Here is a 26,123-nt window from a genome sequence, read left to right as displayed (position 1 = left end):
TGGGGGCACTGTTCGGCCCCACCGTCTTCGGTGTCACCGCCGCGGGCATGGCACGCCGGTCCGGCAAGCGTGGCCTGGGTACTGACCGCGCACGCCCTCGCACTCGGCGTGGGCACCGCAGTGTTCGCCAGGCTGGCGACCTCGCGTGGCCTGCGGACCGCGCTACTCACGGGCGCGCTGGTCCTGGCCGCCGGAGCCGTCGTGTGCGTACTCGCACCTAGCCTTGGCATGCTGGTCGCCGGCCGCCTGCTCCTGGCCACCGGCTCGGGCGCCATGGCGGCCGGCGGAGGCGCGCTGCTCACCACGCTGGAACCCGCGCACCGCCGCCAGGCTCTAGCCAGTTACGGCATCGTCATGGCCTGCTTCGCTGCCAGCGCGACTCTGGTCGGCGGACTCGTCACCACCTGGCTGACCTGGCGTCTCACCCTCGTCCTCCCAGCCCTGTCGCTGCTGGCCGTGCCGCTGTGCCTGCCTCTGGTACGGCGAGCCGGATCAGGCCAACCGGTGGACCTGACCGGCGCCGCCATCCTCACCGTGACAGTCAGCACCCTGATGATGCTCATCCAGGCGCGAACACTGGACCTGCCACCCGCAGCCCTCATCGCCCAGGCATCGATACTCCTGGTGGCCGCCGCCCTGATGGTGCGGCGCGTCCACCGCAGCCCAGACGGCTTCATCCCCCGGCCCGTGGCACCAACGGCGGCTTCTGGATCGCGGTGTCATCGGCGTCGGCGTGTTCGGCGGACTGTTCGCCGCCATGTATGCAGTGCCGCAAATCTTGGCCGCGCACGGCTGGAGCGGGCTCACGATCGGCATTGCGTTTCTCCCGGGCGCGGCCGCCGGCGCCTTGCTTTCCCGGCTGGCGGGACGCCTGCGCCCGCGCGACAGCCGCTGGCTGCTGGCCGTGGTGGCCGCGACCACGGCCGCCGCCGTGGCCGTGGCGGCCACCGGAGCAGGAGGGCCGTGGACGGCGGTCGCCGCCGCCTCGCTCAACCTGGCCACCTTCGCCCTCACCCAGGTCCTGCTTCCCACGGAGATATCCGCCCGGCTCCCGCTCGAACTGCGCGGCATGGGCATGGGACTGCTCAACCTCATGCTTTTCGTCGGCGGCGCGACCGGATCCGCCCTGGCCGGCGCCCTATCCGAACCTTTCGGATTCACCCACGCCCTGGCGTTGATCGTCGTCTTCCCGCTGGTCACGGCATTGACGGCGGTGACAACCCGGCCGGCTCCGATGTCACACTCATGACCCTTGGACGCCTCTGAGAGGGCATGAATAGTCTGCGGACCCCGGATGAGCGTTTCGACAACCTCCCCGACTACCCCTTCGCATCTCACTACACCGAGATCAGCGGCGGGCTGCGCGTGCACTACGTGGACGAACGCCCCGATAATCCCAGCGGGGAGACGATCCTCCTGCTGCACGGCGAGCCGACCTGGAGTTACCTGTACCGGCGCGTGATACCGCCGCTGGTCGCGGCCGGACATCGATGCGTCGCGCCCGACCTGGTCGGGTTCGGCCGCTCGGACAAGCCCGCCTTCCGCTATGACTACACCTACCAGGCACATGTGGACTGGCTGCGCGAGACCATCTTCGACGCCCTGGACCTGCGGGACGTCACTCTGGTCTGCCACGACTGGGGCGGCATGCTGGGACTGCGGCTGCTCGCCGAGCACATCGAACGCTTCCGCCGCGTGATCGCCACCAACACGCTGCTGCCCACCGGTGACTCCGACGAGATGGGCCCGTTCTACGTCCAGTGGCTACAGCGCAGCCAGCGCATCTACCCGTTCAAACCGGGCGAGATCATCGACCGCAGCACCTTGGACGAGCTCGAGCGCGCCGTCCAAGCCGCCTACAACGCCCCCTTCCCGGACGAGTCCTACCTGCAGGGAGCACGCCAGTTCCCCTTGCTCGCGCCCATCTCGCCGGATGACGTGGCCAGCGAACCCAACCGCGCCGCCTGGGCCGTACTGGAAGAGCTGCAGATCCCGTTCCTGTGCGCGTACGGCGAGCACGACATGGTCACCGGCCCACACGGGAAGCGCATCGCCGAACGTATCCCCGGCGCCACCCACGTCACCATCACGAACGCGAGCCACTTCCTCCAGGAAGACCAGCCACAACAGCTGGCGCAGGTCATCAACACCTTTATCGCCACACCATCGACCACGGGCTGAGGAGACCCGCGGGGCAACACCCAAGCCAGGCTCCCGGTCGCGCGCAGTCTGGCTTCGCTTGCCGGTCAGCATCCTGGGCCTACTTGCCCTGAAAAGAAGGCATACGGCCTTCGCGCCGAGCAGTAAGCGCTTCGACCATGTCTTCGCTCATGAACGTCAGCAGCTCGTGGTCGAGCCCCCTGCTCGAACGCGCCGGCGATCGCGTCCTTGATCAGACGGTTGACGGCCGTCTTGGTGTAGCGGACCGCCAGGGGCGCCTCTGCGGCCAACCGCTGGGCGAAGCCGGTTGCCTCGGCGAGGACGGTGTCGGCGGAAGACACGTGCGTGACCAAGCCCATGCGCAGAGCATTCTGGGCGGTGATCGGGTCGCCTGTCAGGAGGTAGCGCTTGGCGAGTGCGGGCCCGACCACCAGCGGCCAGATGGCCTGGCCGCCGTCGCCGACGGCGACGCCCAGCTGCACGTGGGGGTCCCGGAGGGTGGCGGTGTCGGCCATGAAGACGGCGTCGCAGAGCAGGGCGATGGTGGCGCCGATGGAGACGGCGTCGCCGTTGAGGGCGGCGATGACCGGTATCTCGACGTCGAGGAGGTCCCAGATGAGTCGTCGCGCGATCTGGCGGCCCGCGTCGATCACTCCCAGTCCGGCTTGGCGCTGCCACAGCAGCGAGCCGGCCACGTCGTTGAGTCCGGTGAAGAAGTGAGGTCGGGAGCCGGTGAGCACGACGGCGCGGGTCTCGCGCTCGGCGCGCAGGTCGTGGAGTCGTGGAAGAGCTTGCCGAGGTTCTCGTGGATGGCGGCGTCCTGCCCGGTCAGTTCCGCCGGATTCGGAAGGTGGACGGTCAGGACCTGGCCGGTCCGCTCGTGGCGCATCATCAGGCCTGCCCGCACCATTGGCGCAGCGCCAGGCGCATCTGTTGCAGGTTGGGGTGGGTGGCGGTCCAGGCGAGGTAGCCGTCGGGCCGGATCAGGAGCGTGGTGGCCTCGCCGTACGGGATCGGGCTGTCGGCGGTCAGTACGTCGATGCGGTCGTGCCATGGTCCGGCCGCCTCGTGTGTGGTGGTGGCGTCGAGCAGGACGAAGCGGCCTCGCATCCGTTCATACAGCCGGCCGGTGCCGAGCCGCAGGTCGGGGAGGCGATGACCGGCCATCGGTGAGGCGAGCGTGCCATCCGGGGTCGGGTAGTGGATGCCCAGGCCCGAGAGCGTCAGCCGGGCCTTCTCGGAGATCTTCGGGTGGTTGATGATCGCGGGCGCGATGTAGGGACGCAGGAGGCGAATGGGCGCGGGCGCATCAGCCAGGCGGCGCAGCAAGTCAGTGAGGCGTAGCACGGTGCGGCCCACCGGGTGGCGTTCGGACTGGTAGGTGTCCAGCAGCCAGGGCGGTGCCCATCCCTGGTGCGCGGCCGCGAGCTTCCACGACAGGTTCGCGGCGTCCTGGATGCCGGTGCTCATGCCCATGGCACCGAGCGGCGAGTGCACGTGGGCCGCGTCTCCGGCCAGGAAGACGCGGCCGACCCGGTAGGTGCGGGCCTGCCGACGCTCGCTGAGGAACCGGGTGGACCAGCTCATCTCAGCCAGGCCCAGATCGTCGCCGGCGATCCTGAGCAGCGAGTCGCGCACCTCTTCAATGTCGACGGGTTGGTCGATCGGGATGTTCTGGCCGGTTCGGTCCCAGATGGTGGCGCGAAACCAGCCATCACCGTAGGGAGGCAGCAGCACGGCGCCGTCGTCGCCGATGAACGGGTTCACGGCCAGCGGCAGTTGGCGTTTGAGCAGAACGTCGGCCAGCAGGATGCGGGTGTCGTAGCTCTTGCCGGAAAACCCCACCCCGAGCAGCCGCCGCACGGCACTGTGCGCTCCGTCGCAACCCACCACGTAATCGGCACGTTCGCTGCCCCCGGTGCACAGGGCGAGCGTGACGCCGTCGGCGTCCTGCGCCAGGCCGGTCACCTCGGCGCCGCGGACGATCTCGACGCCCAGATCCCGGGCCCGTTCCTCCAGAGCAGCCTCGGTGCGCGCCTGGCGCAGGATGAGCACGTACGGGAAGCGGCTGTCCGGGTGGCACATGTTGAACGCCAGCTCCGCACCCTTCAGGTGCACACGCACCTGCGGGACCTGGATCCCTTGGGCAACAAGCCCGTCGGCCAGGCCGCGCATATCGAGCAATTCCAGCGTGCGGGCATGCACGGCGAAGGCCCGGGTCAGGTTGGACTCCTCGGCCCTCCGTTCCAGGATCTTGACCGGGACTCCGGCGGCGGCAAGGTCTCCGGCCAGTGCTAGTCCGGTGGGTCCCGCTCCCACGATGATGACGCTCACGGCGTCCTCCATCCGATACTTCAAGTTCCGGTACTACAAGTACCGCTTTGCTCATTTGGTACTCTAAATACCGGAACCTGTCAAGGAGCACATGAATGCCGACCAACCGTGGAGGCCGCCGGCCCGATCCGGAGGTGGACAACGCCATCCGCAAGGCGATGGCCGAGCTGCTGTTCGAGCGAGGCTTTGACATGACCTTCGACGACGTCGCCGCCTACGCGGGCGTGGGCCGCACCACGGTCTTCCGCCGCTACCCGACCAAGAAGGATCTGATCCTGGAGGCGTTCTCTCAGGTCAGCATCGAGCAGTTCCATCCCGCCGACACCGGCTCCATCCGCGGCGATCTCCACGACACGCTGTCGCAGATCATGCGTGTGTTCGCCAACCCGCGCATCCGCATGCTGATGCGGCAAGCACTCGGCGAAGCCTGCCGCGACCCCGCCTTCACCCACCTGTTCCGCGCGGTGCTGGACCGCCGCCTAGAGCTGATCACCGTGCTGGTGGACCGCGCGGTGAAGCGGGGCGAGCTACCCGCGTCCACCAGCCCCCTGCTGATCGCGGACCTGATCTCGGGCATCATCGCCGTCCGCGTCGCCACCGACACGCCCCTGCCCGACCCCGACGAGCTCACTGCCGTGGTCGATGGTCTTCTCTATGGCTTCGCCCACGCGAAGTAAGGCCACTCGACTCGCCACCACTTGCCGCACGACCTGTGTCGCGGGCCGGCAGCACATCGTGTCCCTCACTGGGCCGACGCAGTCGGGCAGCCGTGGGAAGGACGGCTGCCCGACTGCCGTTGTCCCGCCCAGCGGGAAAGGGCTGAACCAGGAAATCGTCGTCAGCGCTTCATGAGCGCGAACACGCCCCAGCCGAGCAGGGGCCGCTGGAACCTGGTGTAGCGCAGCGGCTCCCGGGACAGCTCAACCCGAAGCTCGGGTGCGAGCTCGTCGTCGGGGTTGGCATCCAGCCAGGTGCGGATGTTCAGCCACTGGGCCGCGACGTACCGGTCCCAGCTGTCCTCATCGGCCAGAACCATCTCGACGAGGTCGTAGCCCAGACCGTCGAACAGCGCCACGAGACCAGGCAGCGTCTCCAGGGCCTCCCGCGTCCGTACATGGCAGGCTTCGACGGCTTCCTGGCTGGGCGGATCGGCGCGCCAGAACGGCTCGCCGATCAGCAGCATGCCGCCCGGCCGCAGGCTGCGCTCAAGCAGCGCCACGGTCCCGGCGACGCCCTGGCCGATCCAGGTCGCCCCCACGCACGCCGCAACATCGACGCGCTCGGCCGCCACATACTCGGCGGCGTCGCCGTGCACGAACGTCACCTGGCTTGCGACGCCGAGCTCGGCGGTGCGCTTGCGCGCGGCGGTGAGGAAGACCGTGCTGATGTCTACGCCGGTGCCGGTGATGCCGTGGTCGCGGGCCCAGGTGGCCAGCATCTCGCCCTTGCCGCAGCACAGATCGAGTACGGAAGCGCCCGGGCGCAGCCCGATCGCGGCACCCAGTATGGCGAGCTTTTCCGAGGTGAACGGGTCGAGAATCCGGTGGCTGTGCTCCCGGATGGTGAAGCTACGTGGCAGATCCAAGGGAATGAGTCCTAACGTGCGATGGTCGAATAACCGAGCCGGCGAGATTACGCACGCGATTGACCAACATATAAAACAACTCCTCCGTCACGAGATCGTGATCCGCGACCCTAGCCCGCGCTCAAGCGCACGGTAAATGAATTTCCGGCGGATGAGATCTAGGTCACATTTGACGGGACGGTGTCACACATCACTGCTGCCACGCGCTCTCTGGAGCAGTCACATATTGAGGGGACCTGTGATGTCTGATGCCACTCAGGTGTTCGCCGACCATCGCGAGCTGCTGTTCTCCATCGTCTACAACATGCTCGGGAGTGTCACCGACACCGAGGACGTGCTGCAGGAGACATGGCTGGCGTGGTCGTCCAGGAGCCCGGATCAGATTGATCACCCGCGCGCCTACCTGGTGCGGATCGCGGTCAACCAGGCACTGGCCCACCAGAGCGCCCTGCGGCGGCGGCGGGAGACCTATGTCGGCTCCTGGCTGCCCGAACCGCTGATCACCTCCGCCGATGCCGCCGACCACGCGGAGCGGGCGGACACCCTCTCGCTCGCGCTGCTGGTGGTATTGGAGACGCTCACTCCGCTGGAGCGGGCGGTGTTCATCCTGCACGAGGTGTTCGCCTACCAGCACACCGAGATCGCCGCCATGATCGACCGCACCCCCACCGCGGTACGCCAGCTCGCCCACCGCGCCCGCGAACATGTCCAGGCCCGCCGACCCCGTACCCAGGTCGACCCACACCTCCAACAGCAGGTGACCGAGCGGTTCGTGGCCGCCGCGTTCGGCGGCGACCTGGAAGCTCTGTTGGAACTCCTGGCACCAGAGGTCACGCTGTGGTCCGACGGCGGTGGCAAGTCGAGCGCCGCCGGCCCCCGCCCCGTCCACGGCCGCGACAACGTCGCCCGCGTCCTCACCGCCAGCACCGCCCGGCCTCTCGACGACCTGGACATCCAATACCGCCAGGTCAACGGCGAACCCTCCGCCGTGCTGTTCGTGCAGAACACCCCCTACGCCGTCATGGTCGTCGACCTCACCCCCGATGGCTCCCAAGTACGCGACATCTACACCGTCAGCAACCCCGACAAACTCACCCACATCCCCGAGCAGTCCGCCGAATGATCCTGGTCACCGAAGGGACGAGAAACCAGCCGATGCGCCCTGCCCGACCCGGCCAGCGCCAATCGCACGAGCCGGGCAGTGCCCGCTTGGTGACAACGCTCGGCGACCCGCCCAGGGGCGATGAATTGCTACGCCAGATGTTGCTACAGACCATCGTGATGGGGGCACAGGCTTTCCTCTCTTTTTAGTGCACCGCGAGCTGGCTTTCCCGAGCCGGAAGACAGACGGAAGAAACAAGCGCGCGTGTTGCCTGCCGCGTCTGGCCGGAGCGTCCGGCTCCATGGAGGAGAAGACGACGATGAAGCTTCGAACGCGTGGCGCAACTGCACGTCAGCACCGTGCTGGACGCTCGGTGAGCGTGCTGAAATCACCGGAAAGGAACCGATATCGATGAAGAAGATCTTCGAAGCCCTGGGCGACAACCTGCTCGCTCACGTCGTCCCCCAGACACAGGCGTTGGCTGTGGGCCCGTGTACCTGCGACTCCGGCCATTTGTCCAACACCAGGTGGGACGGCCTCAGGATGGCAATCTACTGTGGAGGCGGTGCGGGCGAGGGGGCCACTCCAGACCCTGCACCTTCAGCCACTGCTGCGTCACCAACGGCGCCTGCTGAGTCTGGACATGCGTTCCGCCGGGACCAGGAGAGAACGCTTCATTACTCATCCTGAAAGACTTTTCGATCTCGAACAGCCGGTGGTAGGCCTCGATCACGAACGCGGGTGTGATTCCGGGCAGGTTGGTGATGTAGCCCTTGAGCCCGGCCAGTCCCCGCGCTTTGGCCTCCAGGTCCCGGTTGACGCTCTTGAGCGCGCCGTCCAGCCGGACGAACCTGTTGCGTTTGACCGGCGCCTGCCCTTCGACGGCGCGTTCGGCCTTGGCGACCTGCTCGTCGATGCCGCGCAGGGTGCGCCGGGCCCGGTCGGCCCGATACTGGTAGTAGATCATCTGGTCCCGGCGGGACTGCGTAGCGGCGGCGGGCCAGGGCTGGATGAAGATGTGCCCGTCGGGAATCTGGGTGTCGGGGTGTTCGCGCCGCCACTGCTTGACCACGTAGGGGACCTCGGGGATCTTCATGCCGAGGATGAACGACAGGCCTGCCTCCTCGATGGCCTGCTTGTTCGCCTCGGAGATCATTCCAGCGTCGGCGACGATGGTGACGTCGGCGAGCCGGTGGGCGGTCATGAACGCCTGGATGACCGGGAGCATGGTGTGGGTCTCGGCCTTGTTGCCCTCGAAGGCCTGCACCATCAGCGGGAACCCGGAGGCGTCGGTCAGCAGCCCGATCGTGATCTGCGGATCCAGCCGCCGCTCCTTGGAGAAGCCCGGCTCGCGGAACCCGTCCCCGGCGTCGGTCTCGAAATACAGCGTCGACACGTCGTACAGCACCAGGCTTGCCGGTCCCAAGCGGGCGTGCGCCGCGCACGCCTCGGCCAAGGCCTTGCGCCACTGCTGGTCGGCATACAGCGGCAGCCGGCGTTTCACCGTCGCATACGACACCGGGGTCATGCCCGCTTCGTCCAGCACGCGCAGGCTGTCCTGCTTGCTGGTCGGTTCGATCACCCGGGCCAGCACCAGCTGCCGGAACACCTCATCACCCTCGGCTGCGGCGTCGAACCCGAGCGCGGCATAGGCGCGGGACAGGGCATCCCACAGATGTTCCATCCGAGAGCTGGCGATCTCCAGCGGACCGCCCGCGGCCGGGCCGGCGTCATCCAGCCCGAGATCCAGCTCTTCCTGCCCAGTAGCCAGCCGCTGACGCGCGATGACCTTGAGCGTCTCCAGCTCGGCGTCGTCGTGCGCGGATCCGAAGTGCTCGATCTTCCGCGACCCGCGGCGCGAGGAGTACACGATCTGCACCGCCCGCGCCCCTGAGGCTGTTTTCACCGTCCGCACGTACGGAGACACGGCCTACAGGGTAGAGATGCGGCCGGTTTAGTACGCACTTTTCGCCATCCTCGACGGCGAATCCCAAGTCAGCGAGCCATCACTCGGATTTGATCTTGAACGTGAGCCAAGTCAGGTCTCACTGCTGATGGCTGTCCCTGCATTCTCCGACCCCCAGAACACCAGGGTGGTCCGTGAGAAGACCCTTGTTAGCCGGAGCTTCGTCTCATTCCGGGGCCAACACACCGCCCGTGACCACATCGCGATCCTGGTTCGTCGCTCGCGTTCCAACCCACCCTCACGCTCTCGGAACGGCCGTGTCACATCATGTGATCTGAGTCACATTCCTCGGGTTGATGTCACACATCGGACACGAACAAGTCTCACAGTATGTGACTTCGCTTCCCCTTCGAGGAAGCAACTCCGCTGTCACGAGGAGGGGCATGCGCCATCGGCGGTGCACGACACGGTGAACAACTCGTCGAGGTCGGCGATATTCCCTCGCAGCGCCGCAGCCGATGTGGGTCACCGCGCTGCCGCGCCGTGCTAATAGCGTGATCCGTGAATATATAGCCGGCCGAGGCGCCAACAGATGGGAGAGTGGATATGCGAAATATTTCTCGCGTGTTAGTGGCGGCGGGAACGGCGGCTGCGGCAGTAGCCATGACTGCGTCCCCCGCACAGGCCAGCAATGACGCAATAGTGCACGTAAAGGACTGCGATTTGACTTATTGCCCCTCGGTCGGATATGGACACTTCAATTCCGATCCCGTTGGGAGCAACTATCCTGGCGATGCTTTGAGGGCCTGTGATACCGAGCCTGATGGCTGGGGCGTCAAAGCGTGGATGCTCGACTCTGAAGGCAAAATTATTCGCAGTGCCACCACCCAAGGTTACGATTCGCCGTACTGCACGCCATGGAAGACAGGGGATTTGCCGGAAAACATGTATGTCAACATCATAGTGTGCAAGATTAAGGGGACAACTACGGACGGTTGCAGGAGCGGTGACGGCTGGGCCTGAACGCACTACTCAGTAGGGTCAGGGACTGGCGCGGTGGCTGATGCTCCGCTTCCAGTCCCTGCCGCTTCAAACCGTGCGTGCGGTTCTCCCGCACACGGCTTCCGACAACGTTCACCGACTGGCATGCGCCGTCGCCCTGTGAATGTTTTCATCCTCAGGCGGCCTGCCGACACGGTGGTTTTGAAGGACGGCGATGGCCTCGCAGAGGTGGTCGGCCTTGGAAGGGCTGCAGCATGGCTTTCGGAGGATCTTCCAGCTCTTCAGCTGGGCGGTGGCATGTTCGCCGGGTCCGCGGAGCCGGGCGTGGGAGCGGTTGGCCTGCTTCTGCGACTCGGGCTTATTCTTGCCCTGTACGGGGTGACGATCGGACCTTCGGCTCCCTGGTACGCCTTGTCGGCCAAAGTGACAATCCCGGCTTTGTCCAGTGCGCAGGATGCCCAGATGCGGGCGGCGCTCAGGTCGTGAGTCTTGCCCGGTAGTGCGCCCGAGGTCCACAGGATCGTCCCGTCCTGGGCCGGCAGGCCATCGGCGACGACGGCGAGGAAGCCCTCGGCGCGGACATCGCCCAGTTCGCCACCTTGGAGCGCAAAGGCCCGTGGCTGATGGCCTATCTGGTCGCCAGACGGGTCACGCCCGGTGATGGCGACGGTGTTCGACTCGAACATCAGTCCAGGTGTTTGCGGCCAAACACCTTCCGGCGCATCAGTGCCCGGGAGTTCGCCCGCCGGGCCGGCACCAGCGCCAAGCGGGTCGTGGCCCTTTAGGAGGCATGGAATCACCTGGCCGCCGATGGCGTCGTCGCGCATGCCATGGACCTGCAGCCGGGCGCGGACATCGAACATCATCGGCCACCCGACGGCGGTCAAGACCGCGATTCCCGTCAAGATCGTGGAACGGCGGGCCGAAGAGTCCAATCTCACCAGGGCCTTCGCAATCCATGCCCGCACCCTGGAACTGCTCGACATGCGCGGCCTGGCCGACGGGCTGACCAAGCAGGGCATCCAGGTTCCGAGGTGCGGCCGCATATCAAGGGCGCCGAGTTGGTCTTCAACATGCGCCACCCGGACAGACGCTTCCCGTACGTGCTGATCCTGCAGCAGGCGCGCACCGAGGCCGCCCTGGAGAAGAGAGCCCTGGAGCTGGGTGTCGAGATCGTACGTGGCGCCGAGATTACCGGCCTGACTCAGGACGCCGGCTGGGTAACGCTGACTCTGGCGGATGGGCGGAGCGAGCGCGCCGATTACGTGGTCGGCTGTGACGGTGCGCACAGTGCCGTCCGACGCCTGCTGTCGGTGGGGTTCAGCGGCCGCAGTTACGACACCCGCATTCTGCTCGCCGACGTGCTGCTCGAGCGCGAGCTGCCGCTGGCCGTCAACCCGTTCATCGGCGACGACGGCGCGGTGTTGCTGCCCCCCTACGGCGGCGGCCGGTATCGCGCCACGATCTGGGATCGTACCGGGCAGAACGTTCCGATCGATGAGCCGGTGAGCATCGAGGAGGTGCGCGATGCGTTGCGCAGGATCGCCGGTGATGACCTGGGGCTTGTGGAGATGAGCTGGTCCACCCGATTCCTGAGCGAGCGCAGGCAGGCACGCAGCTATCGGGTCGGGCGCGTCTTCCTGGCCGGGGACGCTGCCCACGTCCACTCCCCGCTCGGCGCCATGGGCATGAGCACCGGCATCCAGGACGCCGCCAACCTGTCCTGGAAACTCGCCGCTACCCACCAAGGATGGGCACGGACTGGCTGCTGGACACCTACCAGACCGAACGCCATCCGGTCGGCCGCACGGTCCTGCGCCTGACCGACCTGCTGCGGCGCCTGGCCGACGCGCCCGCCCCGGTCCGCCTGCTACGCCCCTACATCGCGCCCCGCGATTGTCAACCACCCGAAGATCTCGGAGAAAGCCCGGCTGACGCTCTCCGGTCCCGGCATCCACTACCGCTCCCCAACGGCGTACCCGGCTCCCCCCCATGGCCAGCAGACGGGTTGCCGACCTGCCCCTCGGCTCGAACCGGCTGTATGAGCGGATGAGCGGCAGCCGCTTCGTCCTGCTCGACACCTCCGGTGTGCGCGAGGCGGCCGAGCCGTGGCGCGACCGCGTCGACGCGATCCACGCCGACGGACCGATCCTGCACGGCAACGCCACCACGCTCCTGATCCGCCCCGACGGCTACCTGGCCTGGACAGCCACCCACCCCGACGGCCCGCAGCTCCGCGAGGCCCTGCACCATTGGTGTGGTGCGGCATGATGCGCTTCGAGCGGACCGGTCAGGTCCTGACCGTGTTCCTCCCCGATCCAGCCGCGTCGCCCGGCCAGGACGCCGCCATCCACGAAGCCCTCGGCACTCTCTTCCACGATCTACGGGCCGAGCGCGAGGCCCGCGCCATCGTGCTGACCGGCTCCGGCCCTGACTTCTTCACGGGTCTGAACGACGTCGTTGGTTCGCTGCTGTGGCAGCGTCAGGCCGGGCTGGCGGTGATCGACGCGGGATATCAGGTGGCGCGGCAGCTCATCTGGGACCTCCTCGACGTCGAGGTGCCGATTATCGCCGCACTCAACGGGGACGCGGCCTCCATCGGCGCTACCATCGCCCTGTTCTGCGACGCCGTCTTCATAGCCGACACGGCCAGCATCCACGACGCGCACGTACCGCTCGGCATCGCTGTCGGCGACGGCGGCCAGGTCATCTGGCCACTGGCCCTGGGGCCCACACTCGCCAAGCGCTACCTCCTGACCGGCGACGCCGTCACCGCGCATGAAGCGGAGCGCTTGGGGATGGTCACCCACGTGTGCCCGGCCGACACCGTCCTGGCCGAGGCGCGGCTATGGCGGAGAGCGGGGCTGGCGCACCGCGTCGTGTACGGGTGCGCTCCGCCTCCGGGGCTCCGTCGGGCTCAGGCCGCGTCCGCGACCCGCCGTCAGCGCAACAGTTATCAGCTCCACGAACTCCTATGCATGTGACATCTCTATAGGTAACATGTGAAGTACGAATTCATCATTTGATGAGATGACTGGGGAAGGGAAGGACGTGGCCACAACTGACACCACGGTCGTGATCTCCGGCGGAGGACCGGCCGGCATGATGCTGGGCCTGCTCCTCGGCAGAGCCGGAATCGACGTGACGGTGCTGGAGAAGCACGGTGATTTCCTGCGTGACTTCCGCGGCGACACCGTCCACGCTTCGACCATCCGCTTACTGGACGAACTGGGTCTGGGTGAGAAGTTCCGGGAGCTGCCTCAAAGCCGGATGGGCAATCTGGAGATGCCTGACCGTACGGGGACCATGGTGACGCTGGGCGACTTCGGCAGCCTTCCCAAGCCGTACGACTACGTCGCGATGATGCCCCAATGGGATCTCCTCACCTTCCTCGCCGAGGCCGCGGCAGAGGAGCCGTCGTTCACGCTGCGGATGAACACGGAGACGACCGGGCTGCTCAAAGAGGGCAAGAAGGCCGTGGGCGTGCGATACCGCACCGCGCAGGGGGTCGAGGGGCACATCCGAGCCGACCTCACCATCTCCTGCGAAGGACGTCAGTCGACCCTTCGCCGTGTTTCGGGTCTGACACTGAGGGAGTTTCCCGTCCCCTACGACACTTGGTGGTTCCGCTTGCCGCGGCACGCCTACGAGCAGGGGGAGGTGGCCAGGCTGCTGCCGAAGATCCAGGGCGACGAAATCCTGATGACGCTGTTCAGAGCCGACTACTACCAGCTGGCCTACCTGACCCACAAGGGTTACGACGCCCGGCTGCGGACAGAGGGCGTTGAGCGTTTCCGCGCGCGCATCGGGCGGCTGCGGCCAGAATTCGCCGACCGGTTGAACGCCATCGCCAGCATGGACGAAGTGCATCTGCTGGATGTCAAGATGAACCGGCTGCGACACTGGTTCACTGACGGGCTCCTATGCATCGGAGACGCGGCACATGCCATGACACCGGTCGGAGGAGTGGGCATCAATCTGGCCATCCAGGACGCAGTCGCCACGGCGCGACTGCTGGCCGACCCCTTGCGCCGAGCAAACGTCACGACCGCCGACCTCGCCCGCGTCCAGGCACGTCGCGAGCGGCCGGCGCGCATCGTACAGGCCGCTCAACGCGCGATGCAGCGGGTCATGTTCGTGCCCGCATTCGAAGGCCGCCGGTCCGGGCCACCGGGAGCGTTCCTGTTCCTCGGCCGTCATGTCCCCGCCCTTCGCCGGATGCCTGCGCGGTTCATCGCCTACGGCCCGCGCCCTGAACACGCTCCCGACTACGCGCGCCGCTGATCTCATCACAGCACATGCCACAAGATTCATGCAGCACGACGTCGCGCCCGGCATCGGCGAGAGCGACGCCGCCAGGAACGAGGTTCCCGTGAAAGCAGCCGCGTTTCATCGGCGAGCGTAGTCGGGGGCGTGTTCAGGGCGCGGGCCGTAGGCGATCAGTCTGGACGGGAGCTTCTTGAAGGCGGGGAAGTGCCGCGCTAGGAAGACCAGCGGCCTGAGGGACGGGCGCCTTTGCCAGTGAAGGCGGGGACGAACAGAGGCGCTCACCGCCCAGCGCGACGGCCGCAGCCCGTCATTCAATGGCAGGTAGTTCTCGGATGCCACAAACCGGGCGTCTGCTTCCTCTCGGGATCTATGATCATCTCATCACCGGAGCCGCGGAACCGTCGGCCGCCACCTCTCTGGCCACCTGCTTCAGCGTCATCACAAGGTGCGGGCGCTGACGCGCAACCCCGCCAGCGCGAACCTCCCGGTAGGGGTCGATATCGTGGTCGGCGACCTGACCGTGCTACCTTGGGCCCCACCTTCGACGGCATCACCGCCGCTCACCTGAGCAACTTCGGCGGCAACTACCGGCCCTTGGAGAACGGGCAACAGATCGTGGAACTGGCCTGCGGACCGGGGTGTACAAGGTCACCGTCCTGAGCGGCTGGCAGGAGAGCGCGTTGGAGTGGGCCATCAAAAGGAAGCTCACTAGAGTCGACTTTCCTGAACCTGTGCAGTTCATGGCCAACTTCCTGACCGACTGGGGTGAGCCAGCCGCTGCGCACAGCTGGCGTCGCGAATGGTGACTGCCCAGAGCCCGCCCATCCACGAGTCGGCCGGATCTGTCCCCTGTTCCGGGCCTTCACCCAGACGCCCAGGGGGTTCGCGAGGAAGACCTGGTGGAGATCCTCCTGCAGATGTACGGCACGCCCAACGAGTACGGCTCCACCCTGACCGACCATGTGGAACAGATCACCGGCCGGCTGCCCCGCACGTTCGCCCAGTGGCAGCCGAACATGCCCACCTGTACCAGCCGCAGGGGCCCGATGACCGGCCACCCGTTCAGATTCGGCATCGCCCTGTCGGCTGCCGCCGATCGCCGCGCATGGAAGGAAAGTGCCACAAGGCCGAAGACATCGGATTCGACATCGCCGTCATCGACCACCTCGGCAAGCCCGCCCCACCCCCCTTCTCCTAGATCACGCTAGCGGCAGGAGCCGCCGAGTCAGCGCGCGGGGCAGGTGGCTGACCTGTTCGCACGGAGGCCGCCGTGTCATCGCCTGATGAGGGCTCCCACATTGAGCAGGAAGCGGGATTCGACATCGTCGCGCCGCACGGTACCGTTCATGATCGATGCCTGTTGCTTCCCGTCGCTCGCCACCTGCAAGAAGTCGAGGGTGACGGTCTCACCGGGGCGCCGGCAGACCTGTCCGGGCGGGTCAAGTTCGGCCGTGTTCCCGCGTGCCGCCAGGGTCCATCGGCACCCGTCCGAGGTCCGGGCGGCGATCGTACGATCCGGCTTCACTACCATGTCGACGAGGCCGCGCTGCTTTAATCGGCTGATCTTCACCGACCCGTCCGGCGCCGGTGTCCGGTACACGACGATGTTGGTCAGCTGCGACGGGTCCGCCGGGACGTACGTCCACTGGCCCGTGAAGCGCTTGGCCGCCTTGGTCCACGGCTCTGTCCCGACCTTGGTGCGGGCCCCGTGCTCTAGCACGAAGTCGTAGTCGCCGTTTGGCTGGTGGCTCACGCCTTCGATGGTCTCTTTCTCGCGTCGGCCCGTGACGGTCACAGACCAGCGGGTGATGGTGTAGCCCGAGTTGATCACGCGATTGACGCAGTGCTGGGATGGCGGATCGAGCTGGAGGGAGTCCGGCTGCGCGGTGAACCGCCAGGTGCAGCCTCGGTCGGTGCGCCCCACAACCTTTCCGTCGGCCTCTTTGGTGAACACGATCCGGCCGATCTGGGGGATCTGCATGGCCGTGCCGGGTGGGGCTTTCGGAATGGGGCTCTCACAGCCGGGCCGCGTGGCTGGGCACCTGATTTCCGCGATGTTCCTCATGGTCTCGCGGTCCGGCTGGTCGTAGTTCCACTCGCCCAGGTACTTATCCACGTTCGATCCCTTGCCGGGTGCGGCGGCCACTGGGTCGGCCATGCCCGGGGCGCCCCAGACGGCCGCCATGCCGAGGGCAAGCGCCGCGGTCAATGACAGCAGCTGTGACGGCGATCGATGTCCGAGCGTCTTGTGGTGCGGGCGGGACAGCATGGAAAATCCTCCAGGAGTGGTGTCCGGTCATTTTGACGCCGAGCTCGATCGGGAAGTCGGGATGCTTGCTCCACCCCGGCTCGGTACATCCCTATGAGGAGGCGCATGGCCGCCAATGTGACATCCGCCCGGCGAATGTGACCTACGCCCCATAGGGCTCAGTGCGGCCACAATCAAACGGTGCGGCGAGAGGTCATCCGTCAATGCCAGCGCAGCAGGAGCATCGCGACGTCGTCGAGCAGCGGACTGTCGGTGTGGTGGACGAGGCTGGCGCGTAGGCGTCCAGCGCGATCTGCGGCTCTCCGGTTCGCAGGAGATGGAGGCGCTCGGACAGGGGGAGAACGTTCTGGCGCCGCATTCCTTCTCCAGCCCAGCCCAGTTCTCGTTGGCAAGGTTCCGGTTGGCGAGCTTGGTAACGCCTTGAGGGGCCGCCCGGCGTTATCACGTTGATCGCCTTGATCGGCAGGTCCTCGCGCAGGATGTCGAAACGAGTGCGGCACCCCCGGCGGCACCGTGACGAAGTCACCGGGCCGAAGTCAAACATCTCGTTTCCGACCTGCACCGTCAGCTCGCCCTCCAGGACTTAGAAGGTGGCGTGCTGGTCATCGTGGACGTGCAGCTCCGGGCTGGAGCGGTAGTCCACGCACCCGATCATGGAGCCGAAACTGCCCGGGTCTGTCGCCGGTGGCCTTGAACAGCCAGGGAGCGTGACCGTACGTCGCCCCTCCGCGCCCCTGAGACTATCCGCGCCTCTGCCATGCCGTTCCTCCTCATCGGACCAGCGCCGTAGGTCGGCGACGGCCTTGTCCCTCTGTTGCGGCGGCAGCTTGCCGATCACCTCGCCGAGGCTGGATGCCAACCTCAATGACGAGCTCATGCCCGACATGCGTGCCGAGCTGTCGCGCGAGCCGCTGCGTTATATGAAACAGGTCACATTGCGCTGATGCTGTCACTTTCCCGACCCCGCGCACTCTCTTGGGGGCATGACAAGCAGAGAGCCATGCAGGTGCTGAGAACGCCAGACGAGCGCGTCGACAACCTGCCCGGCTATCCCTTCGAGCCGCACTACGCCGAGATCGACTCCGGTGACGGGCACGGCACCAACCTTCGCGTGCACTATCTCGACGAACGCGCCGAGCGGCCGTCGGGGGAGACGGTGCTCCTCCTGCACGGCGAACCGACATGGAGTTACCTGTGGCGGCACATCATCCCGCCGCTGGTGGCGGCCGGGCATCGCTGTGTCGCGCCGGACCTGGTGGGATTCGGCCGCTCCGACAAGCCGGCCGACCGCTTTGACTACACCTACCAGTCCCACCTCGACTGGCTGCGCAGTGTCGTGTTCGACGTGCTCCACCTCAACGATGTCACGCTGATCTGCCACGATTGGGGCGGCCTGCTGGGCCTGCGACTGCTCGCCGAGCATCCCGGCCGGTTCCGCCGCGTCATCGCCACCAACACGATGCTGCCTGTGGGCGACCAGGAGATGGGCCCCTTCTTCCTCTACTGGCTGCAGTCCAGCCAGCGCTCCAACCCCTTCAGTGTGGGCGCCGTCGTGGCGCGCAACCTTCGCGGCTCCCGTGCCGGCGTGGATCCTCGCGTCCTTGCCGCCTACGACGCACCGTTCCCGGGCGAGCCGTATCTTCCGGGCGCGCGGCAGTTCCCCCTACTCGTACCGATCTCACCACAGGACGAGGCCAGCCAGGCGAACCGTGACGCCTGGACCGTGCTGGAGAAGCTCGAGACCCCGTTCCTGTGCGCGTACGGCGAGCACGACCCGGTAAGCCGCCTCCACGGCGAGAACATGGCCGAGCGCATCCCAGGCGCCAAGGGACGTCCTCATGTCACGATCGCGGAAGCCGGACATTTCCTCCAGGAGGACCAGCCGCGGCAACTGGCAGAACCCATCGTCGACTTCATCGGCAGCACCCCATGACTGAGGCCACGCTCAACACGCGACATGCCGCTTCCGCTGGGAACGCCGTGCCGCGGTTCTTTCCGACGATGCGGATTACGGTGACCCTGCAGGTGCTTGACCTGTTGACTGCGGCCGGATTGCTGCTGGCCTCACCCGGCGGCCGGATGACCGGATGTTGCACGGCCTCACGGCCCTGGTGGTCGTGTTCACGGGGGCGATCCAGCTTCTTGTCGCGATCCTGGTGTGGCGGCCGGGCGGTGGCTCACCACGGTTCATCATCAACAGTGTCTTCCTGCTCATTCTGTCGATGGCCGAAGCGGCCATCGGCGAAGCCCGCGCCCCCGAACTCCACGTACCCCTCGGCGTGCTGCTGTTCGGCGGGAGCGTCGTGTTGCTCTCGCAAGCCTGGTCGCAAGGCCCCGAAACGCGCACCGCAGCGTCATGACCGTGTCGAGGCGGCAGGCTCTGCACGTGCTGGAGCTAGGTGCCGCGGCAACCGCCGCCTCCCCGAACGCTCCGAGGGCTTCCCAGAGGCGGGCGCCGATCGCGACAGAGATCGGTGTGATCCATCTCCCATCAGAGACTATCGCGTCACACTTTCAGGCTGACATCCCTCTCAAGTGGTGGTAGCGGATCACGAAAACGAGGAGGTGAGTCGCATGTACAACCGTGGAAACATCTGGTGGTAACAAAACCGCGGCGGGGCTCGCTCGAATCGTGTGTCGAGCCCCGCCGTTCCGTTATGCAGGATTGTGAAATGGCGACTTACCGAGAAGTATTCGCTGTGCGCGAGTTTCGTGCGCTCCTTGCCGCTCAACTATTGTCTCTTGCTGGTGACCAGCTTTCCAAGGTCGCCGTATCGCTGCTCGTGTTCGGAAGTACCGGATCGGCGATGTTGGCCGCGGTCGCGTTCGGCGTCAGTTATCTGCCGTGGGTAGTGATCGGACCGGTGCTGGCCGCGTTGGCCGACCGGTTCCCCCGCCGCACTGTGATGATCAGCTGTGATGTGGCCCGTGCGGTGCTTGTCACCACGCTCGCTGTACCAGGCCTGCCAGTGGCTGTGCAGGTGGCCGTGCTCTTTGCCGCTTCCATCTTCACGCCTCCGGCACTGGCCGCGCGTTCCGCGACGATGTCCGAGGTCCTGCACGGCGACGCGTACGTGGTGGGCAGCGGCATCAGTAGCGTATCGGCGCAGCTGGCCGAGGTGATCGGCCTAGCCGCCGGGAGTGTGCTCCTGAGCTTGGTGTCTCCGCGGGGCGTGTTGCTTGCCGATGCGATGACCTTCGCGCTGTCCGCGACCCTCCTGACCGCCTTTGTGGTCCGCCGCCCCGCTGCACCATGCTCCGAGCGCACGACGGTCCTCCGAGACACGGCTCATGGCCTACGGATGATCTTGACCAGTCGTAGATTGCGTTCCTTCGTGATGCTCGCCTGGGTGGGAGCGGCGTTCACCACCGCTCCGGAAGGTCTGATGACGGCGTACGCGGCTTACCTGCACAGTGGCCATGCCACCTACGGCCTGTTGCTGGCGGCGATGCCATTCGGGGCCGTATGCGGTGCCATTGTCTACGGCCGGTTCACGACGCCGGCCAGTAGGTGGCGACTGGTGCCCGGCATGGCCCTTCTCTCCTGCGCGAGCATGCTTCCCATTTTCGCCGACCCGCCACTGCCCATTGTCCTGACACTGCTCTCCATCACGGGGTACGGCACAGCCTTCCAGATAGCGCTCAATGCCCGATTTATCCAAGAGGTGCCCGCCAGTCACCGGGGTCGTGCCTACGGAGTCGCCATGGCGGGCCTGATGGTGGGGATGTGCGCTGCCACCGCCGGGGCGGGAGCTCTGTCAGATCTATGGCAGGATCCACCACTCGTCATCGGACTCTGCGGTTTGGCCGGGTTGCTGGCGATGGCGCCGCTACTGGTGCGCTGGCCGTCGGGAATTAGGTCGGCACCCGGCAATTTTCCCGGCCGTTCCCATGGAGTCGAGCAGGACGGCGGCTCGTAGGCGTTGGCGAATGCCCTGGAAAGGTATTGCGCGGCACGAATCCGCGCAGTGACGCATCCAACGCTCGCCTGAACCGCTGATCGCCGTCCCGCCGCGTGCATGTTAGTGGTCAGCAGCCCTTGGTGATCTCAGTAAGTGTGCTGGCCAGCCCTATATTGAATTTCTTCCGACCCTTCGTTCCGCCGTTGGTGACGAGGCATTTTGTGAAGTTGCCGCCAATGGAGTTCTTGATGTGCAGCTTCGCCCGCACCTGGTGCGAGCAATGGTTGTTGAAGTAGACCGTGACCGACATTGACCCGTCGCCCCAGGAATAGTTGGTCTTAGCGCCCTTGGGGCGGGTGCATTTGATGCTGGCCTTGTGCTTGATGGCGGTTTGCCGTGCCCCTTGGGCTGCCGGTGCTGACGTTGCGCCGGATGTCGCTGCCTGGGCGGTCCCACCTGGCAGGGTCGTGAGAACACCAGCGATCGCCGCCATCGATATCATGACTGGCAGATTCTTCGTCATTCCGTTTCCGTCTTTCTTGGTTTTCCTACGGGAGTCATGCTGGTAAGTAAGCCGAAATGGCACTGAAACCGCGTCGAAAGCTCAGTGTTGCCGTTCGATCACTTTTGGTGTTCTGGGCGTTTCGCTGCTTTCCAGGGCGTTCGTCTTCCCTATGGGGACGGGCACGTCGGCCAGGTCGCTTGCAGGACGTCCTCGGTACCGGTGACGCTGCCCAGCGTGTTGTGGACGATGGGGCATAGGAGCTCGCGATGGTCGGCGAACACCTGGATGACATCGGGCCTCAGAGGTCTCCCTTTATGTGCGGCTGCTGTCTACGAGCCCCATGGGTGGCCTTCTGTGACATCCGGCGCAGAAATGTGACCTGGATCTCATTCGTGGCGGACCGAGCTGTCGAGCGAACGGCTGCGACTTCACCTTCCGCCAGAGGGGCTTGCTCGGCTGGGGTGTGTTCGCGCTCATGAAGGCGTGACGAACCGGCCCGGCCTGGCTTCAATGCTGGGCCGGGACAGCGCAGCCTGATGGCCGTCGAGTGGTCTCATTTCGCGCAGGCGAAGCCGTGCAGGAGGCCGTCGACCAGGGTGATGATTTCATCAGGGGAGGGCAGGGCGTGTCGATGGCGACGCGGATGGCGATGGTGCCCGGTATCAGGTCGGCGATCAGCGACGGCCGCACCCCCTCGTTCAAGGGCAAGGGAGCCTCTGTTCGGCTCTCTGGTCCGGGCGGCGAAAGCGCCGGGATCATGATTGACCTTCCAACAGCGCGCTGGGACGGGACTGTCCTCCTGATCTCGCGCTGGTGATGGCAACCCCGCGAGCCGGCTAGCCAGCAATTGCCTGCATAACGAAGTACTGGCTGGGTCGCGCGCGGCGGGCGGATCGATGCAGTGGGCTTTGTCACACGTGCAGCTAGTCACATTGTGGGCGGCCCAATCCCTCTCAGGGTCCGGTGGATCGGTCCGATCATCCTTCCCCTTGCTTCAGATGAGGTTGATGGCTGTGTTACGAAGGCTGACCGCGCTATGCGCTGCGTTGGTGTTCTCCATGGGATTGCCGGTGGAGGCGAATACCGGAGATCCAGTTGCCCCGTCGGAAGAGGCGGCTCGAGGCGCGGCCCGGCAGGCGGACGCCCCGGTAGAGATCCTTTCCAAAAGAAGCGAGACCAGAGAGGTCTTCGCCAACCCCGAGGGCAGCTTCACCGCTGTGGAGCACTTGCGGCCGGTCCGGGTCAGGCAGGACGGCGGATGGGTGAAGCCTGATCTGACGATGGTCAGGCGGTCTGACGGCACCATCGGGCCGCGGGCGACGGTGATCGGCCTGGCGGTGTCCGGCGGGGGCGAGACTCCGCTGGCGCGGATGTCGTATGCCGGGCGCGAGATGGCGATCAGGTGGCCGGGGCGGCTTCCCCAGCCCGAGCTGCGTGCCGACTCGGCCGTCTACCCAGAGGTGCTGCCGGGGATCGACCTCGTCGTGCGAGCGGACGTGGATGGATTCGCGCACACGCTTGTGGTGAAGAACCGAGAGGCGGCGGCCAGTCCCGCCCTGGCCAAGCTCACCTTCGGCCTGCATGCTGAAGGGCTCGACGTGCGCAGAGAAAGCGACGGGCGGCTGACGGCCCAGGATCGTGCCGGGGGAGGCAAGCTCTTCGAGGCTCCCGGTGCGATCATGTGGGATTCTGGCGTGCCACCCACCGCGGCCAAGGACGATCTGGCTAAGGGGCCCTCGCCGGTCTCCCAGGTGGCCGAACTGGACACCGCGGTCGGAGGCGACAGCCTCGTCCTCACCCCGAACCTGCAACTGATCAACGATCCTGACACGCGGTTCCCTGTCTACATTGACCCGGTATGGAAGACGGTCAAGGCGTCAGGCTGGGCGTATGTGTCCCGAGCGCATCCTGGCGATTCTTACTACAAGTTCGGCGGCAGCTCCACTGCCGGCGTGGGCTTGTGCGAAGCGGACAGCGCTTGCGAGCCCTCGGACGTCAAGCGCATCTTCTATCGTATGCTGACCAGCGCGTACGCCGGCAAGCACATCATCTCCGCCACCTTCATCGCGAAGGAAACGTGGGCTTACTCCTGCGCGGACAGGTCGGTGCAGCTCTGGCGGACCAAGGGATTCGTGGAGGGATCGACGTGGAACTCCACTGCCGACAACTGGGTTGACCACCTGGACTCCCGTGACGTGGCCAAGGGCTGGTCGTCCAGTTGCCCCGCGGGTGACGTGGAGTTCAATGCCGTCGACGCCGTGCGGCAGGCCGCCGCCGGTAGCTGGTCTACCACCACTTTCGGGCTCAAGGCCGCAAATGAGGACGATCGCTACGCTTGGAAGCGTTTCGCCGACGACGCTTGGCTCAGAGTGGAGTACAACAACCCGCCCCCGCAGCCCAAACAGTCCAACCTGACGATGAGCCCGGGCGGCAAGTGCGTAGCCTCCTCTCCGCCTGCGGTGCGGGTCCCGCCCACCCTCTACGCCGTGCTGCACGACCCCGACTCGGAGAGCGCCGCCAAGGTGACCGCGGAGTTCCGGCTGGGCTGGGATGGTGAGGTGCAGTGGACCAAGCAGGTGGGCCCCAAGACCACCGGCTCGACGTTCTACGTGACCGTGCCGTCCACGATTCCCCAGAACAAGACGATCTCCTGGGCCGTCCGCACCTGGGATGGCTACCAGTGGAGTCCGTGGAGCCACGCGGGCGAGCAAACGGCTTGCTACTTCACCTACGACAAGAGCGTTCCAGCAGCGCCGGTCCTGTCCTCAACCGCCTATCCCGAGTCCGATCCGGACAACGAGGCCGATCCGTGGATCGACGGGGTCGGCAGGTACGGACGTTTCACGGCCGACTCCGCCTCCGGCGACGTCGTCAAGTACTGGTTCGGCATCAACGGCAACCCGACCCAAGCCATCGAGCGCAGGCCGTCCTCGACCGGCGGCGCGGTGACGCTGGACGTCGCACCCGACCACGCCGGCCTCAACTACGTCACTGTGCAGGCATTCGACACCGCAGGCAACGTCAGCGAGATCGGCCGGTACGCCTTCCGCGTCAAAGCCGGCGCTCCGGCCAAGGCCCAGTGGACGCTGGACGAGCCGGTGGAATCCACGCAGGTAGTGGCCGCGGGAGGCGCGTACCCGGCGACCGTCAACGACGGCGTCACTCTCGGCGTGGACGGCATCTCCAAGACGGCGATGCAGCTCAACGGCAGCACCGGCTACGCAGCGACGACCGGCGCCGTCGTCAACACGAGCCAGAGCTTCGCGGTGTCGGCCTGGGCGCGGCTGCCAGAGGACAAACCCGCGCACTCCGGCATCGTCGTCAGCCAGACGGGTGTCACACGCCCCTCCTTCGAGCTGATCTACAGCCCCACCCATGACCGGTGGATCTTCACCAGGTACAGCGCAGACAACGCCGACGCGACGGTCGTCCGGGCCACCGGCACCGCCTCCCCGGACGGCGGTGAATGGGCGCACCTGGTCTGCGTGTACGACGGGATCGCCAAGCACATCAAGCTGTATGTCAACGGAAAACTCCAGGACACTACGGCATTCACCACCCCGTGGCACCCCACCGGCCATCCGTTGTACATCGGCACCGGCGCCTGGGACGGCACGCCCCGCTCGTTCTTCCCCGGCGAGATCGACGACGTGCGGATCTTTGATCGACTCCTCATGCCCGAGGAGGTCGGCGACCTGTTCACCCAGCACCCGGTCATCAAAGCACGCTGGAAGCTGAACGACTCGGCCGCTGCGGTACGGCAGAGCACCGCATACTGGAAGCTCGATGAGGCCGCCGGGGCGACCAGGGCTGAGGAGGTCAACGGCACATACCCAGCGGGTAAGGTCGGCGCGATCACCTTCGGTGCCACCGGCAAGATCGGCAAGGCCGTGCGCCCCGACGGCTCCACCGGCTATCTCAAGACCGCCGGGCCGGTGCTCGACACGAGCCAGAGCTTCACGGTCTCGGCCTGGGCGAAGCTACCGGCGACCAAGCCCGCATCCACCTCGGTCATCACCACCCAGGCGGGCAGCCAGCGCAACGCGTTCGAGCTGTCCTACTCGGTGCCCTACAACCGCTGGGTCTTCGGCAGGTTCAGCAACGACACGACGTCGGCGCAGATCGTACGGGCCCAGTCCAGTAGCGTCCCGCAGCCGAACACATGGACCCACCTGACCGGTGTCTACAACGCCGCAACCAAGCAGATCAAGCTGTACGTCAACGGCAAGCTCAACCAGACGACCTCCTTCACCACCGCCTGGAACGCCACTGGCCCGCTGCTGATCGGCGCCGGTGCCTGGGGCAGCGCGGTCCGCGCGTTCTTCCCTGGTGACATCGATGACGTGCGCGTCTTCAACCAGGCCATCACCGATTCGGAGATCGCTTCGCTGGCCACCGGCGCCCCGCAATCCGTCTCGGCCGACGATGCGGCGCTCGGCCGGCACGTCACCCTTTACGGCAACGCCCTGATCGATCAGGGCGCGGGCTGGGTCGGCACGCCGCCGGGCGGCTTGGTCCTCGACGGCAACGGGGACTACGCCGCCACCGACATGCCGGCGGTCCGCACCGACGACAGCTTCACCATCGCAGGCTGGGTGACCACCGCGGGCCGCCCGGCCAAACCGGTGACGATCTTCAGCCAGGAAGGAGAGGTCAACAGCGCTTTCACGCTGCGCTACCGTCCCGATGCGGCGGATCCGGTGAGCGCGGGTGGCTACCAGATCGAGATCCCCGACAAGGATGCCATCGGGGCGGCCAAGCCGACCGCGGAGCACTCGGCCTTTCAATCCGGCTTCTCCTGGGACCACGTCGCGATCGTCTATGACGCCTTCCAGGACGAGATGCGCCTCTACGTCAACGGCGAGCTGGAGCAGACCGAGGAGAAGGTCTCCTGGCGCTTCAACGTCAAGGGATTCAACGCCACCAAGGCCTTCCACCTCGGCAGGACCAGGAGCGATGGGGTCTGGGGCGAATACTGGCCCGGCGTGATCGACGACGTCTGGGCCTTCCAAGGAGTCGCGTCGCAGGAGCAGATCCAGATGCTGGCCGGCGGCGCTGAGCTTGACACGGGCACCGCTTCCTGACCCGA

21 protein-coding genes and 4 pseudogenes are annotated in these 26,123 nt (G+C 66.3%); 18 read left to right on the top strand and 7 right to left on the bottom strand.

Going from position 1 to position 26,123, the window contains the following annotated elements:
• Positions 1-30: 30 nt before the first annotated feature.
• The 3 genes and pseudogenes from Q9G87_RS60795 to Q9G87_RS25470 all read left to right on the top strand — a co-directional run.
• Positions 31-459, top strand: a pseudogene (locus Q9G87_RS60795) (MFS transporter); the annotation flags it as partial.
• A gap of 307 nt (positions 460-766) precedes the next feature.
• A complete protein-coding gene (locus Q9G87_RS25475; RefSeq protein ID WP_305918981.1) occupies positions 767-1,249 on the top strand; it encodes an MFS transporter in 483 nt (160 codons plus the stop codon).
• Positions 1,250-1,272: 23 nt separating this feature from the next.
• Positions 1,273-2,181 carry a haloalkane dehalogenase gene (locus Q9G87_RS25470; RefSeq protein WP_305918980.1) on the top strand — a complete coding sequence of 303 codons (909 nt, stop codon included), beginning with the start codon at positions 1,273-1,275 and terminating at the stop codon, positions 2,179-2,181.
• Between the two features lie 65 nt (positions 2,182-2,246).
• Here the strand turns inward: Q9G87_RS25470 and Q9G87_RS25465 are convergent, their stop codons facing one another.
• Together Q9G87_RS25465 and Q9G87_RS25460 are read right to left on the bottom strand one after the other, a co-directional pair.
• Positions 2,247-2,930 carry an enoyl-CoA hydratase/isomerase family protein gene (locus tag Q9G87_RS25465; RefSeq protein WP_305919311.1) on the bottom strand — a complete coding sequence of 228 codons (684 nt, stop codon included), beginning with the start codon at positions 2,928-2,930 and terminating at the stop codon, positions 2,247-2,249.
• Positions 2,931-3,051: 121 nt separating this feature from the next.
• Positions 3,052-4,494 carry an FAD-dependent oxidoreductase gene (locus tag Q9G87_RS25460; protein ID WP_305918979.1) on the bottom strand — a complete coding sequence of 481 codons (1,443 nt, stop codon included), beginning with the start codon at positions 4,492-4,494 and terminating at the stop codon, positions 3,052-3,054.
• Positions 4,495-4,589: 95 nt separating this feature from the next.
• Here Q9G87_RS25460 and Q9G87_RS25455 point away from each other — a divergent pair, with 95 nt between their 5' ends.
• Complete coding sequence (locus Q9G87_RS25455) at positions 4,590-5,171, top strand: TetR/AcrR family transcriptional regulator (protein ID WP_305918978.1); 582 nt, start codon at positions 4,590-4,592, stop codon at positions 5,169-5,171.
• A 161-nt stretch (positions 5,172-5,332) separates the two neighbouring features.
• On the opposite strand, the gene Q9G87_RS25450 is transcribed toward Q9G87_RS25455, so the two are convergent.
• A complete protein-coding gene (locus Q9G87_RS25450; RefSeq protein ID WP_305918977.1) occupies positions 5,333-6,079 on the bottom strand; it encodes an SAM-dependent methyltransferase in 747 nt (248 codons plus the stop codon).
• A gap of 241 nt (positions 6,080-6,320) precedes the next feature.
• Between Q9G87_RS25450 and Q9G87_RS25445 the strand changes: the two genes are divergently transcribed.
• Positions 6,321-7,202 (top strand): RNA polymerase sigma-70 factor, encoded by an 882-nt coding sequence (locus tag Q9G87_RS25445; protein ID WP_305918976.1) that lies wholly within the window; start codon positions 6,321-6,323, stop codon positions 7,200-7,202.
• A 616-nt stretch (positions 7,203-7,818) separates the two neighbouring features.
• Here the strand turns inward: Q9G87_RS25445 and Q9G87_RS25440 are convergent.
• A pseudogene (locus Q9G87_RS25440) lies at positions 7,819-9,108 on the bottom strand (IS1634 family transposase); the annotation flags it as partial.
• A gap of 585 nt (positions 9,109-9,693) precedes the next feature.
• On the opposite strand from Q9G87_RS25440, the gene Q9G87_RS25435 reads away from it, so the two are divergent.
• On the top strand, positions 9,694-10,110 hold the full coding sequence (locus Q9G87_RS25435; RefSeq protein ID WP_305918975.1) for a hypothetical protein: 417 nt from the start codon (positions 9,694-9,696) through the stop codon (positions 10,108-10,110).
• Positions 10,111-10,221: 111 nt separating this feature from the next.
• On the opposite strand, the pseudogene Q9G87_RS25430 reads toward Q9G87_RS25435, so the two are convergent.
• Positions 10,222-10,631: pseudogene (locus Q9G87_RS25430) on the bottom strand (transposase family protein); the annotation flags it as partial.
• Positions 10,632-10,749: 118 nt separating this feature from the next.
• Here Q9G87_RS25430 and Q9G87_RS60790 point away from each other — a divergent pair.
• The 7 genes and pseudogenes from Q9G87_RS60790 (at position 10,750) to Q9G87_RS25400 (ending at position 15,566) form a co-directional block, all read left to right on the top strand.
• A complete protein-coding gene (locus Q9G87_RS60790) occupies positions 10,750-11,199 on the top strand; it encodes an FAD-dependent monooxygenase (RefSeq protein ID WP_371825820.1) in 450 nt (149 codons plus the stop codon).
• Positions 11,124-11,912 (top strand): FAD-dependent oxidoreductase, encoded by a 789-nt coding sequence (locus Q9G87_RS25420; protein WP_305918973.1) that lies wholly within the window; start codon positions 11,124-11,126, stop codon positions 11,910-11,912. The genes Q9G87_RS60790 and Q9G87_RS25420 overlap by 76 nt, the downstream gene beginning before the upstream one ends.
• 169 nt (positions 11,913-12,081) lie before the next feature.
• On the top strand, positions 12,082-12,360 hold the full coding sequence (locus Q9G87_RS25415) for an aromatic-ring hydroxylase C-terminal domain-containing protein (RefSeq protein ID WP_305918972.1): 279 nt from the start codon (positions 12,082-12,084) through the stop codon (positions 12,358-12,360).
• On the top strand, positions 12,357-13,073 hold the full coding sequence (locus Q9G87_RS25410; RefSeq protein ID WP_305918971.1) for an enoyl-CoA hydratase/isomerase family protein: 717 nt from the start codon (positions 12,357-12,359) through the stop codon (positions 13,071-13,073). The genes Q9G87_RS25415 and Q9G87_RS25410 overlap by 4 nt, the downstream gene beginning before the upstream one ends.
• A gap of 67 nt (positions 13,074-13,140) precedes the next feature.
• Positions 13,141-14,373: an FAD-dependent oxidoreductase gene (locus Q9G87_RS25405; protein WP_305918970.1), complete on the top strand. Its 1,233-nt coding sequence runs from the start codon at positions 13,141-13,143 to the stop codon at positions 14,371-14,373.
• Positions 14,374-14,761: 388 nt separating this feature from the next.
• Positions 14,762-14,926 (top strand): annotated as a pseudogene (locus Q9G87_RS60785) (hypothetical protein); the annotation flags it as partial.
• Between the two features lie 331 nt (positions 14,927-15,257).
• Positions 15,258-15,566 (top strand): hypothetical protein, encoded by a 309-nt coding sequence (locus Q9G87_RS25400; RefSeq protein ID WP_305918969.1) that lies wholly within the window; start codon positions 15,258-15,260, stop codon positions 15,564-15,566.
• A 65-nt stretch (positions 15,567-15,631) separates the two neighbouring features.
• On the opposite strand, the gene Q9G87_RS25395 is transcribed toward Q9G87_RS25400, so the two are convergent.
• Entirely contained in the window at positions 15,632-16,627 is a 996-nt protein-coding gene (locus Q9G87_RS25395) for a hypothetical protein (RefSeq protein ID WP_305918968.1), read from the bottom strand.
• A gap of 1,000 nt (positions 16,628-17,627) precedes the next feature.
• Here Q9G87_RS25395 and Q9G87_RS25390 point away from each other — a divergent pair.
• The 3 genes from Q9G87_RS25390 (at position 17,628) to Q9G87_RS25380 (ending at position 20,547) form a co-directional block, all read left to right on the top strand.
• Positions 17,628-18,560, top strand: coding sequence for a haloalkane dehalogenase (locus Q9G87_RS25390; protein ID WP_305918967.1), 933 nt, complete (start codon positions 17,628-17,630; stop codon positions 18,558-18,560).
• A gap of 154 nt (positions 18,561-18,714) precedes the next feature.
• Positions 18,715-18,987, top strand: a complete 273-nt coding sequence (locus Q9G87_RS25385; protein ID WP_305918966.1) for a hypothetical protein — start codon at positions 18,715-18,717, stop codon at positions 18,985-18,987.
• 312 nt (positions 18,988-19,299) lie between these two features.
• Complete coding sequence (locus Q9G87_RS25380) at positions 19,300-20,547, top strand: MFS transporter (protein ID WP_305918965.1); 1,248 nt, start codon at positions 19,300-19,302, stop codon at positions 20,545-20,547.
• A 109-nt stretch (positions 20,548-20,656) separates the two neighbouring features.
• Here the strand turns inward: Q9G87_RS25380 and Q9G87_RS25375 are convergent, their stop codons facing one another.
• On the bottom strand, positions 20,657-21,052 hold the full coding sequence (locus tag Q9G87_RS25375) for a hypothetical protein (protein WP_305918964.1): 396 nt from the start codon (positions 21,050-21,052) through the stop codon (positions 20,657-20,659).
• A 556-nt stretch (positions 21,053-21,608) separates the two neighbouring features.
• Between Q9G87_RS25375 and Q9G87_RS25370 the strand changes: the two genes are divergently transcribed.
• Positions 21,609-21,851 (top strand): hypothetical protein, encoded by a 243-nt coding sequence (locus Q9G87_RS25370; protein ID WP_305918963.1) that lies wholly within the window; start codon positions 21,609-21,611, stop codon positions 21,849-21,851.
• A 241-nt stretch (positions 21,852-22,092) separates the two neighbouring features.
• Positions 22,093-26,118: a LamG-like jellyroll fold domain-containing protein gene (locus Q9G87_RS25365; RefSeq protein WP_305918962.1), complete on the top strand. Its 4,026-nt coding sequence runs from the start codon at positions 22,093-22,095 to the stop codon at positions 26,116-26,118.
• Positions 26,119-26,123 lie beyond the last annotated feature (5 nt).

The organism is Nonomuraea turcica, assembly GCF_030718205.1.
Classification (GTDB): domain Bacteria; phylum Actinomycetota; class Actinomycetes; order Streptosporangiales; family Streptosporangiaceae; genus Nonomuraea.
Note: the sequence above shows the minus strand (reverse complement) of the source record. Positions and strands in the feature narration are given on the sequence as shown.

What these genes read in the sequence shown, in the direction of transcription:
- Q9G87_RS25470 (WP_305918980.1), top strand. Translation starts at nt 1,273, where the DNA reads ATGAATAGTCTGCGGACCCCGGATGAGCGTTTCGACAACCTCCCCGAC.
- Q9G87_RS25455 (WP_305918978.1), top strand. Translation starts at nt 4,590, where the DNA reads ATGCCGACCAACCGTGGAGGCCGCCGGCCCGATCCGGAGGTGGACAAC.
- Q9G87_RS25445 (WP_305918976.1), top strand. Translation starts at nt 6,321, where the DNA reads ATGTCTGATGCCACTCAGGTGTTCGCCGACCATCGCGAGCTGCTGTTC.
- Q9G87_RS25435 (WP_305918975.1), top strand. Translation starts at nt 9,694, where the DNA reads ATGCGAAATATTTCTCGCGTGTTAGTGGCGGCGGGAACGGCGGCTGCG.
- Q9G87_RS60790 (WP_371825820.1), top strand. Translation starts at nt 10,750, where the DNA reads ATGGCGACGGTGTTCGACTCGAACATCAGTCCAGGTGTTTGCGGCCAA.
- Q9G87_RS25415 (WP_305918972.1), top strand. Translation starts at nt 12,082, where the DNA reads ATGGCCAGCAGACGGGTTGCCGACCTGCCCCTCGGCTCGAACCGGCTG.
- Q9G87_RS25410 (WP_305918971.1), top strand. Translation starts at nt 12,357, where the DNA reads ATGATGCGCTTCGAGCGGACCGGTCAGGTCCTGACCGTGTTCCTCCCC.
- Q9G87_RS25395 (WP_305918968.1), bottom strand. Translation starts at nt 16,627, where the DNA reads ATGCTGTCCCGCCCGCACCACAAGACGCTCGGACATCGATCGCCGTCA.
- Q9G87_RS25390 (WP_305918967.1), top strand. Translation starts at nt 17,628, where the DNA reads ATGCAGGTGCTGAGAACGCCAGACGAGCGCGTCGACAACCTGCCCGGC.
- Q9G87_RS25385 (WP_305918966.1), top strand. Translation starts at nt 18,715, where the DNA reads ATGTTGCACGGCCTCACGGCCCTGGTGGTCGTGTTCACGGGGGCGATC.
- Q9G87_RS25380 (WP_305918965.1), top strand. Translation starts at nt 19,300, where the DNA reads ATGGCGACTTACCGAGAAGTATTCGCTGTGCGCGAGTTTCGTGCGCTC.
- Q9G87_RS25375 (WP_305918964.1), bottom strand. Translation starts at nt 21,052, where the DNA reads ATGACGAAGAATCTGCCAGTCATGATATCGATGGCGGCGATCGCTGGT.
- Q9G87_RS25365 (WP_305918962.1), top strand. Translation starts at nt 22,093, where the DNA reads ATGGGATTGCCGGTGGAGGCGAATACCGGAGATCCAGTTGCCCCGTCG.